At 56.9% G+C, this 8,693-nt stretch carries 9 protein-coding genes and 1 pseudogene; all 10 read left to right on the top strand.

What is annotated here, in order from left to right; all coding sequences use genetic code 11:
• Nucleotides 1–2,554 (top strand): DUF637 domain-containing protein (locus tag ACUY1T_RS21850; protein ID WP_446025677.1); only part of this gene is annotated, 2,554 nt, incomplete at its 5' end.
• Nucleotide 2,555: 1 nt separating this feature from the next.
• Nucleotides 2,556–2,849: a barstar family protein gene (locus ACUY1T_RS21845; RefSeq protein ID WP_446025676.1), complete on the top strand. Its 294-nt coding sequence runs from the start codon at nucleotides 2,556–2,558 to the stop codon at nucleotides 2,847–2,849.
• Between the two features lie 48 nt (nucleotides 2,850–2,897).
• The gene (locus ACUY1T_RS21840) at nucleotides 2,898–3,299 is read left to right on the top strand and encodes an RNase A-like domain-containing protein (protein ID WP_446025675.1); all 402 of its coding nucleotides are present in this window, start codon (nucleotides 2,898–2,900) and stop codon (nucleotides 3,297–3,299) included.
• 10 nt (nucleotides 3,300–3,309) lie between these two features.
• Entirely contained in the window at nucleotides 3,310–3,582 is a 273-nt protein-coding gene (locus ACUY1T_RS21835; RefSeq protein ID WP_446025674.1) for a contact-dependent growth inhibition system immunity protein, read from the top strand.
• 19 nt (nucleotides 3,583–3,601) lie between these two features.
• Nucleotides 3,602–3,850, top strand: a pseudogene (locus ACUY1T_RS21830) (DUF6862 domain-containing protein); the annotation flags it as partial.
• A gap of 21 nt (nucleotides 3,851–3,871) precedes the next feature.
• Complete coding sequence (locus tag ACUY1T_RS21825) at nucleotides 3,872–4,834, top strand: hypothetical protein (RefSeq protein ID WP_446025673.1); 963 nt, start codon at nucleotides 3,872–3,874, stop codon at nucleotides 4,832–4,834.
• On the top strand, nucleotides 4,834–5,232 hold the full coding sequence (locus ACUY1T_RS21820; protein ID WP_446025672.1) for a hypothetical protein: 399 nt from the start codon (nucleotides 4,834–4,836) through the stop codon (nucleotides 5,230–5,232). Before ACUY1T_RS21825 ends, ACUY1T_RS21820 begins: the two co-directional genes overlap by 1 nt.
• Nucleotides 5,233–5,367: 135 nt before the next feature.
• Nucleotides 5,368–7,590 carry a DUF637 domain-containing protein gene (locus ACUY1T_RS21815; protein ID WP_446025671.1) on the top strand — a complete coding sequence of 741 codons (2,223 nt, stop codon included), beginning with the start codon at nucleotides 5,368–5,370 and terminating at the stop codon, nucleotides 7,588–7,590.
• Nucleotides 7,590–7,958: a hypothetical protein gene (locus tag ACUY1T_RS21810; RefSeq protein WP_446025670.1), complete on the top strand. Its 369-nt coding sequence runs from the start codon at nucleotides 7,590–7,592 to the stop codon at nucleotides 7,956–7,958. The genes ACUY1T_RS21815 and ACUY1T_RS21810 overlap by 1 nt, the downstream gene beginning before the upstream one ends.
• A 94-nt stretch (nucleotides 7,959–8,052) precedes the next feature.
• A complete protein-coding gene (locus ACUY1T_RS21805; RefSeq protein WP_434233504.1) occupies nucleotides 8,053–8,466 on the top strand; it encodes a type II toxin-antitoxin system HicB family antitoxin in 414 nt (137 codons plus the stop codon).
• Nucleotides 8,467–8,693 lie beyond the last annotated feature (227 nt).

The following is an 8,693-nucleotide window of genomic DNA, read 5'->3' as shown; positions in this document are numbered from 1 at the left end:
GGGCGATAATGCCTCGCTGCTGGCCGGCGGCGACATCGAACTCCTCACCGCCCAGCAGCACGACTACTCGCTTTACGAGAAAAAGAGCAGCGGCGGCCTGCTCGGCGGCAGTCGCACCCAGCGCGACGAAGTCAGCAAGACCCGCGCCATCGGCAGCGAAGTGAGCACCGGCGGCGACCTGCTCATCGCCAGCGGGCAAGACCAGACCTACCAAGCGGCGCGGCTGGATGCCGGCGGCGACATCGAACTGCAAAGCGGCGGCACCATCCGCTTCGAAACCGCCAGCGATATGCACACCGAATCCCACGAGCGCAGCAAAAGCAGCTTCGCCTGGCAATCCGCCTCCGGCGAAGGCTTCACCCGCGAGACGCTACGCCAGAGCGAACTGGTGGCCCAGGGCGAGCTCATCATCCAAGCCGCCGAAGGCCTCCAGATCGACGTGGAGAAGATCGACCGCCGCAGCGTCAGCCAGACCATCGACGCCATGGTCGCGGCCAACCCCGACCTCGCCTGGCTCCAGGAAATGGAAGAGCGTGGCGACATCGACTGGCGCCGGGTCAAGGCCTTCCACGACAGCTGGGACTACGAGCAATCCGGGCTTGGAGCAGGCGCGGCGCTGGTGGTGGCCATCGTCGTGACCTACTTCACCGCCGGCGCCGCCAGTGGCCTGGTGGCCGGTGGTGCCTCGGCGGCGGGAGCCTCGACCGCCGCCGGCAGTGCCTGGGCCGCCGCATCGGCCGGCGCCTCCGCCGGCTGGGCCAACGTCGCGGCCACAGCCGCGATGACCAGCATGGCCACCACCGCCACCGTCAGCGCCATCAACAACCGTGGCGATCTCGGCGACACCCTCGACGACACCTTCTCCAGCGACAGCCTGCGTAGCGCGGCCACCGCCGCCGTCAGCGCCGGGATCACCCGGGGCGTCATGGGCGAGACCACCGACACCCACCAACTCGACTTCAGCAACGCCGGCGACGTCGCCCGCCTTGCCGGCGAGCGCACCGCGCAAATGGCGATCAATACCGGCGTACGCACCGCCATCGAAGGCGGCAGCCTGAGCGACAACCTCGAAGCCGGCCTCGACGGTGTACTGACCGAAGTGGTTTCCGCCGTACTGTTCGACGCCATAGGCGACTATGCCCGTGATCAGGAATGGGCGGAGGGAGGTCTCGAGAAAATCGCCCTGCACGCTCTGGCCGGCGGCGCCGTCGCCGAAGCCACGGGCGGCGACTTCCGCACCGGTGCCCTGGCCGCCGGCGCCAACGAAGCGCTGGTCGACCACCTCGCCGAGTTGGTCGACAACGACCCGCAACTGCTGGTCGCCGCCTCGCAGATCACCGGCATCGTCGCCGCCGAACTGACCGACGGCGATGTGAATCAGGGGGCCGCGATCGCCGGGTATTCGACGCGGTACAACTACCTGGCGCATCCGGAAGCCAAGCGGCTACAAGAACTGAATCGCCAACTGGAAGAGGAAAACCTCACAGAGGCACAGCGCCAAGCCCTGGAGGAAGAACGTCTAGCGATTCACACCCTCAGCCAGTCGCGTGACCTTGCGCTAGAGGAAGCCTGTGGCCAAGGCGGCTCGGCACAAGCCTGCAGCTACGAACGGGCCTTGCTGCAGGTTGCCATGAGTAGCTGGCAAGACGTGACACTGGGTCGAGAGGACCGAGACACGGTCTTTGCCGAGTACATCCATACGGCGAGGCAGCATGCTGAGCACCAGCAGCAGCGCATGGAGCGCATTGGCGCCGAAGCCCTCTCCGAGATGGTGGTTGATTCTGTCAACGCGCCAATCATAATGGGACAACTCGCAGGGCAAGCGCTGCTGGGTGACGAAGAATCTCAAGCACTACTGCGAGAGATGGGGCAAGAGATAAAGGCCTTATTTACCAATCCGGCGAACTATATTACCGAGAGTGCCCGCGAACAGCTGGCCCAAGCCGATGCGCTGGAGCTGGCAGGGCAGCGGGACGAAGCCGACAGACTGAGAGTACGGGTCGCCCTGGAAAACCAGTCGATGCTGATGGGCGTCGGTGGGCTAGCGGCAAGCCTGCCGAGGATCGCCAGGAATTTTGTCACAAGCCGATCAGGCATAGAGGGAGCTGGTGACTTTTCTGGGAGTAGGGTGCAGGATGGCGATGTTGTTCCAAACAGCGTAGGTGAGGCTCACAACGTTGCGAACTTTGCGAGGTATAGAGAGGTTCTTTCCGTTTCTGAGCAGGCAAGCCCGCTGGTGGATAGCCTCAGGGCAACCGGCCGGCTACCAGACAATTTTGTAACCAAGCAAGAAGCCATTGCAGCTGGCTGGAGACCAGGTAAAGCCCTAAACAACTACGTGCCAGGCGGGCAGCTCGGTGGTGATGTGTTCCAGAACACCACGAATGTTTTGCCATCTGCTCCTGGTAGAGTCTGGTATGAGGCAGACGTAGGTTTGAGTGGAACGATGTCTCGTGCTAACCAACCAGGAACACGATTGCTCTACTCAAATGATGGTCAGGTGTACATCACCACCGATCACTATAAGACGGTGCATCCTTTTGGAGGTCAATAAGATGATTGCAGAGATTGACGGCCGTCAGGTTCAGTCAGAAGTGGATTTTCACGTAGCAATTGCTCAGGCTTTGGGGTTTCCTTCTTATTACGGAAGTAACCTTGACGCTCTGTGGGATGCTTTGAGTACCGATGTTGAGCGGCCGGTGCTGTTGGTCTGGAGTAACTCCTCGTTATCGCAGGCCGCAATGAAAACGGATTTCGATAGGATCGTGGAAATTCTACGCAATGTCGAACGTCAGGATGCTGAGTGGAACTTGCCGGAGGAAGAGCGATTCAAGATTGAGTTACGCTGATTACGTTAACAACAGGGCTTTGGCCCTGTCGTTCCAGACAATGCCTCTTTGATTAAAGATGCAACTGGCGGAACACTTGTTTTTCATGAAAACTTGGATGGGCATACCATTAGGCGGCATGTTGGTAAAACTGATGAGCAGTTGCTGCAACGGTTTGAGACTGAGTCAGATATTTTAGGCTCATCAACATACCCGGATTTAGAAACAGCTCAGAGGGCGGTTGGAGATGTGCTGTCGAGGAATAGTGACCGTATACAGGATTGGTTAACAAACAGCCCTGGGTCTAGGCTTCCACTTAATGAAATTCTTGATTACGAGATTGGCCGTGTTATTCCTCAAGGTTCAACAGTATCGCAGCCATCAAACAAATCATTTGTGCTTTTGGTAAAGGATTCCTTGGCTCCAAATGGTTGCCGAATTCATACGTCTTTCCCGAAACCCAATGATTAGGAGAAATAAAATGAATACAATATTAGAATATTTCTTTGCGGCTTATTTGCATCAGGACTGGCGTGATGATTATGAATCATCCCTCGATGCTGTTGGAGATTTTGCAAATACTGAGCCGGTTGAATCTGTGGTTGAATTAGTTCAGTCTCTCAAGGAGCTTCAAGCTAGAGGTGATTTACCACAGGATACAATAAATAAGCTGGGTGGAAATTTTAAGCCAGAGTCGGAAGGTATGTCTGTTTCTGAATGGATAGACAAAGCGTTAGAAGTGTTAGATAGGTGATTAACTTTCAAGAAAGTTAATATTCATTGATAGTTTACCAATTCAACCGAGTAGGGATATACCCGGCTGGACGGGGTCAGGGCCTCAAGAAGAACTGAATCGCCAACTGGAAGAGGAAAACCTCACAGAGGCCCAACGTCAAACCCTAGAGGAAGAACGCCTAGCGATTCACGCACTCAGCCAGTCTCGTGACCTTGCGCTAGAGGAAGCCTGTGGCCAAGGCGGCTCTGCACAAGCCTGCGGCTACGAACGGGCCTTGCTGCAGGCTGCCATGAGGAGTTGGCAAGACGTGACACTGGGCCGAGAGGATCGAGACACGGTCTTTGCTGAGTACACCCATACGGCGAGACAGTATGGTCAGCACCAGCAACAGCGCATGGAGCGTATTGGCGCCGAAGCCCTCTCAGAGATGGCGGTTGATTCTGCCAATGCAGCCAGGATAATGGGGCAACTCGCAGGACAAGCGCTGCTGGGTGATGCAGAATCTCAAGCGATACTGCGAGAGATGGGCCAAGAGATACAGGCCTTTGCGGCCAATCCGGCAAACTACATTACCGAGAGTAACCGCGAACAGCTGGCCCAAGCCGATGCGCTGGAACTGGCGGGGCATCTGGACGAAGCCGACAGGCTGAGAGTACGCGTCGCGCTAGAAAATCAGTCGATGCTGATGGGCGCAGGTGGGCTAGTGGCAAGCCTGCCGAGGCTGGCCAGGAATGTTGTCACAAGCCGGTCAGGCATAGCGGGGGCAGGTGACTTTTCTGGGAGTAGGGTGCAGGATGGTCATATTGGACCACACAAAGTCTCATTGGATGATGCTATTAGTGGATTGCGAAATTCAACAGGCACTGAAGCTAATCAATTTGCTCGACAAATTGCCGAAATGTCTACCCATATTAATCAGGATTCGAATCGCGTGGTTCTAGGTAGGTGGGTTGAAAATGGAGGGTATATTGGAGAGGCAAAAGCCAATGGTGGTGTATGGTATGAAACTGACTCTAGCTTCTTCTCCAAGCTCACAAATGGACTAAGTGAGGCAGAAAGCCGAGCAAAAGCTTGGTCAGTGAATGAGCAATTCCTTCAAAGTCAACTAGAGCGTGGTGTTAGTCGAATTGATCTCCATGGTGAAACTATTAGGGAGGTGTTGACTAATAGGCCCAGTAGCTTTACGGCAATGGAGATTAAGTATCTTGAAACTAATGCTGGGCAATTTGGTTATGTTAGAGATGGTGGTTCTTGGATTAAGGTTGATTGATGATGACTAATGGCTTTCAGGGAAAAGTTCAAGCTGTTTTGGCGGAATTTCTTTCTGCTAAGGGGTTTGAGCATGAAGAATCTAAAGATTTGGATGGCGGCAATAAATCTTTGGTTTTTTATAGGTCCCCGCAATGTAAGTTAAGCTTTTATCGATCCCGAAGGGATGGTGAGGTCAATTGTTTAGTCGGCACTGTTGGGGCAAGTAATGTGAATTTGGAGAGTAATGAATGGTTGTTTTTGAATTCATTGCTGTCTTCTGGAAAGAATTTGTCTATAGAGGAGTTGCTGGTAGCTGTTCCTGATTCGCCTAAGAGCGATGAGGAACAGCTCTGTGAGATAGCGATTAAATTGAAGGAGAATTTCGATGAATTTGTAAATAAGCTATCTAAAAAATAGTTCCAAAAAATTGACGATGTCTCTACGGTAAATTAGAGGTTTTTACCCAAAGGTGTGTAGGGGTTAAGAGAGCTTTAGGCAAACCACAGATGGCGAATTACCTCATCGCACTGGCGGGCCGCGATCTTTTCCTAGATGCCGGTCAACGCAGCGAGTATGCAGAGCGGCGAGGAGGAACCCCACACCATCGACAGCCGGCGCCGCGTTCAGGGCAGCGAATTCAGCGCAGGTGACGACCTCATCCTGAATGCCGGCGACGACCTGCGCCTGACCGCCAGCCGCTTGCAGGCCGGGCAAGAGGCCACCCTGCTGGCCGGCGACGACATCGAATTCCGGACCGCCCAGCAACTCGACTACTCGCTTTACAAGAAGAAAAGCAGCGGCGGCCTGTTCGGCGGCAGCCGCACCCAGCGCGACGAGGTGAGCCGAACGCGCTCCATCGGCAGCGAAGTGAACACCGGCGGCGACCTGCTCATCGCCAGCGGTCTCGACCAGACCTACCAGGCCGCACGGCTGGAATCCGAAGGCGACATCGAACTGCGCAGCGGCGGCACCATCCGCTTCGAAACCGCCAGCGACATGCACACCGAATCCCACGAGCGCAGCAAAAGCAGCTTCGCCTGGCAATCGTCCTCCGGCGAAGGCTTCACCCGCGAGACGCTGCGCCAGAGCGAACTCGTGGCTCAGGGCGACCTCATCATCCAGGCCGCCGAAGGCCTCCAGATCGACGTGGAGAAGATCGACCGTCGCAGCGTCACCCGCACCATCGACGCCATGGTCGCGGCCAACCCCGACCTTGCCTGGCTGCAAGAGATGGAGCAGCGCGGCGACGTCGACTGGCGGCAGGTCAAGGCCTTCCACGACAGCTGGGACTACGAGCAATCCGGGCTTGGAGCAGGCGCGGCGCTGGTGGTGGCCATCGTCGCCGCCGCCACCGGTCAGTACTACGCCCTGGCAGCCCTGGGGGGCGCCAGCGCCGGTGCGGTTGCCATCGCCGCCAGTGCCGCCGCCGGCTCGCTGGCCGGCACCGGCGCGGTCAGCCTGGTCAACAATCGCGGTGACCTGGGTACCGCCCTCGGCGATACCTTCTCCTCAGACAGCCTGCGCAGCGCTGCCACCGCCGCCTTGACGGCCGGTGCCACCCCCAACGGTGGCACAGGCAACCTCAACCTCAGCTTCGGCTCAGGGAGCGATATCCTCCGCTTCGCCGGGCAGCGTGCCAGCCAGGCCGTCGTCGATGCGGGTATTCGCAGCGCCGTGGAAGGCGGCAGCTACCGCAACCACCTCGGCGACAGCCTCGAGAACGCCGTGCACCACGTCGCCAGCGGCGTGCTATTCAACGCCGTGGGCGACTTCAGCCATGGCCGCTTCGACAACGGCAGCCCCGAAAAGATCGCCCTGCACGCCCTGACCGGTGGATTGGTCGCCGAAGCCATGGGCGGCGACTTCCGCACCGGGGCAATGGCCGCCGGGGCCAATGAAGCCCTGGTGGAGTTTCTGGATAGCAAGCTGGGCAGCGACCCCCAGACGCGAACCCACTTCCTGACCACCGCCTCGCAGCTGGTGGGTATCGTCGCGGCCGAATTGGTCAACGGCGACGTGTACCAGGGGGCCGAGATTGCAGCTCAAGCGACGCGGTATAACTATCTACGGCATGATCAAGTCGATGCGTACGTCGATGAGCTTGAAGGCTGCGAAGCGCGAGGTGACTGTACTGAGATTCAGGAGAAATACCGGGCGCTCAGCATCGCTCAGCAGGATGAGTTGATTGCGCTCTGCGCCACAGATTCAGCGGCTTGTGCGGCTGAATATCAGCACTTGGTCGACGATTCGGCATTGTTCCGCGAGGCGTTGGATGGCTTCGGTGGGAGCGAGATTCCATGGCAGATCGGCCTGGATGCTGGGCCTTTGTTGGGCCAGTATATGGAGGCGGAATCTGTCGTCTCGCAAGAAGGCTTTGCTCAGTTTCTTCAGGAACAGCATGGTTTGGATCTTGAGCAGGCATCGTTGATTTCGGCAGCGGCTGCAGGGGCTGTGGGCGGAATTGGTGGTAGAACTCGTTCGCCTGGGGGGTTTAGTGGCAGATATGAGTCCAATCCAAAGCACGATGTGAGCCGCCCCGGGGTTAGCCCGCAACCGTCTAACCCTGAGAGGGCGCTTGCAGATTCTGTCCCGATTGGTGGAAACAGCACTAGTAGGATTGCATATGACTCTTCGACCGGAGAGATCGTTATGTTTCAAAATCATCAAGGGAACAATTATCACGGGTATGCAGTAACCTGGAATGACCTCAGGCAGAACCAAAAGAATGCTTTGATCAATGCCGGCTTGTTCAGGCCAAACGGGAAGCCAAAGTGATGCGCTACGAAGAGATTAACCCAGGTGATGAGAGCCAAGTGCTGCGCGAACTGGCCTCGGCACATGATGAAAGTTCTGTGATGAGCGCTGTTTTGTCTGCGGTATATTCTTGTAGTACAGCATTCGCGGGTGAGACTTTGTTACGCTGTCTCATGTCAGCCCGAGGGCAGCATCGAATTGGCCTAATGAGAGTGGTCCACACTTTTATGCAGATGCATCGAACAGATTTTCTTGCCGACTCCTATGTGGCAGAAATGAGAAAGTATGATGAAACATTAGCGTCACATAAGCTTGAGATTGAAGATCTTGTAGAGGGTGTGCTTGAGTTTCAGGAAATGTACAAAGGCAACTCTCCGTCTGTACAGTGATAGTGTTCGCCTGACACGTGTTCTCCGAAAATTTGGGTAGTTAACCATTTTCAAGTGAGGCTGCTAGCACCTGACACCACACAGGAGCGACACCATGCACTATCCCATTGCGATCGAGGTTGGCGATGAGCAGCACGCTTATGGCGTGGTCGTGCCCGATCTGCCGGGCTGCTTCTCCGCAGGTGACACCTTCGACGAGGCAATCGCCAATGCACGGGAGGCCATAGAGGGGCATCTCGAAAGCCTGGCGGAGCACGGCGATCCCATTCCCACCGCTACTGCAATCCAGCAGCATCTGGAGAATCCCGACTTCGCCGGGTGGATCTGGGCCGCGGTCGAGATCGACATGACCCCCTACCTGGGCAAGAGCCACAAGATCAACGTCACCCTGCCCGACCTGCTGATCAAGCGTATCGACAGCACCGTGGCAAAGCATGGCGACTACAAGAGCCGTTCCGGTTTCCTGGCCCGTGCTGCGCTGCATGAACTCGAGCGTCACGCTCAATAAAGCCTAGCCCTGACAACACCCCACCGACAAAAAGCGGCGACCGAAGTCGCCGCCCTCTGATGAAGCCTAACATAAACCCAGCCGGCTCAACCCTGCTGCGGCTTGGCCTGGGTTGCGGCCAGTTCCTGCTCTTCGATCATGCGGTCCACCGAGGAGACGTAGTACTCCTCGTCGAACGCGCCTTCCGGTTCCTTCAGCCACACCAGGCAGATCAGCCAGCTGACGAA

It is taken from the genome of Billgrantia sp. Q4P2 (assembly GCF_052806135.1).
The sequence above is the reverse complement of the archived record's forward strand: the minus strand, read 5'-3'. Positions and strand labels throughout refer to the sequence as shown.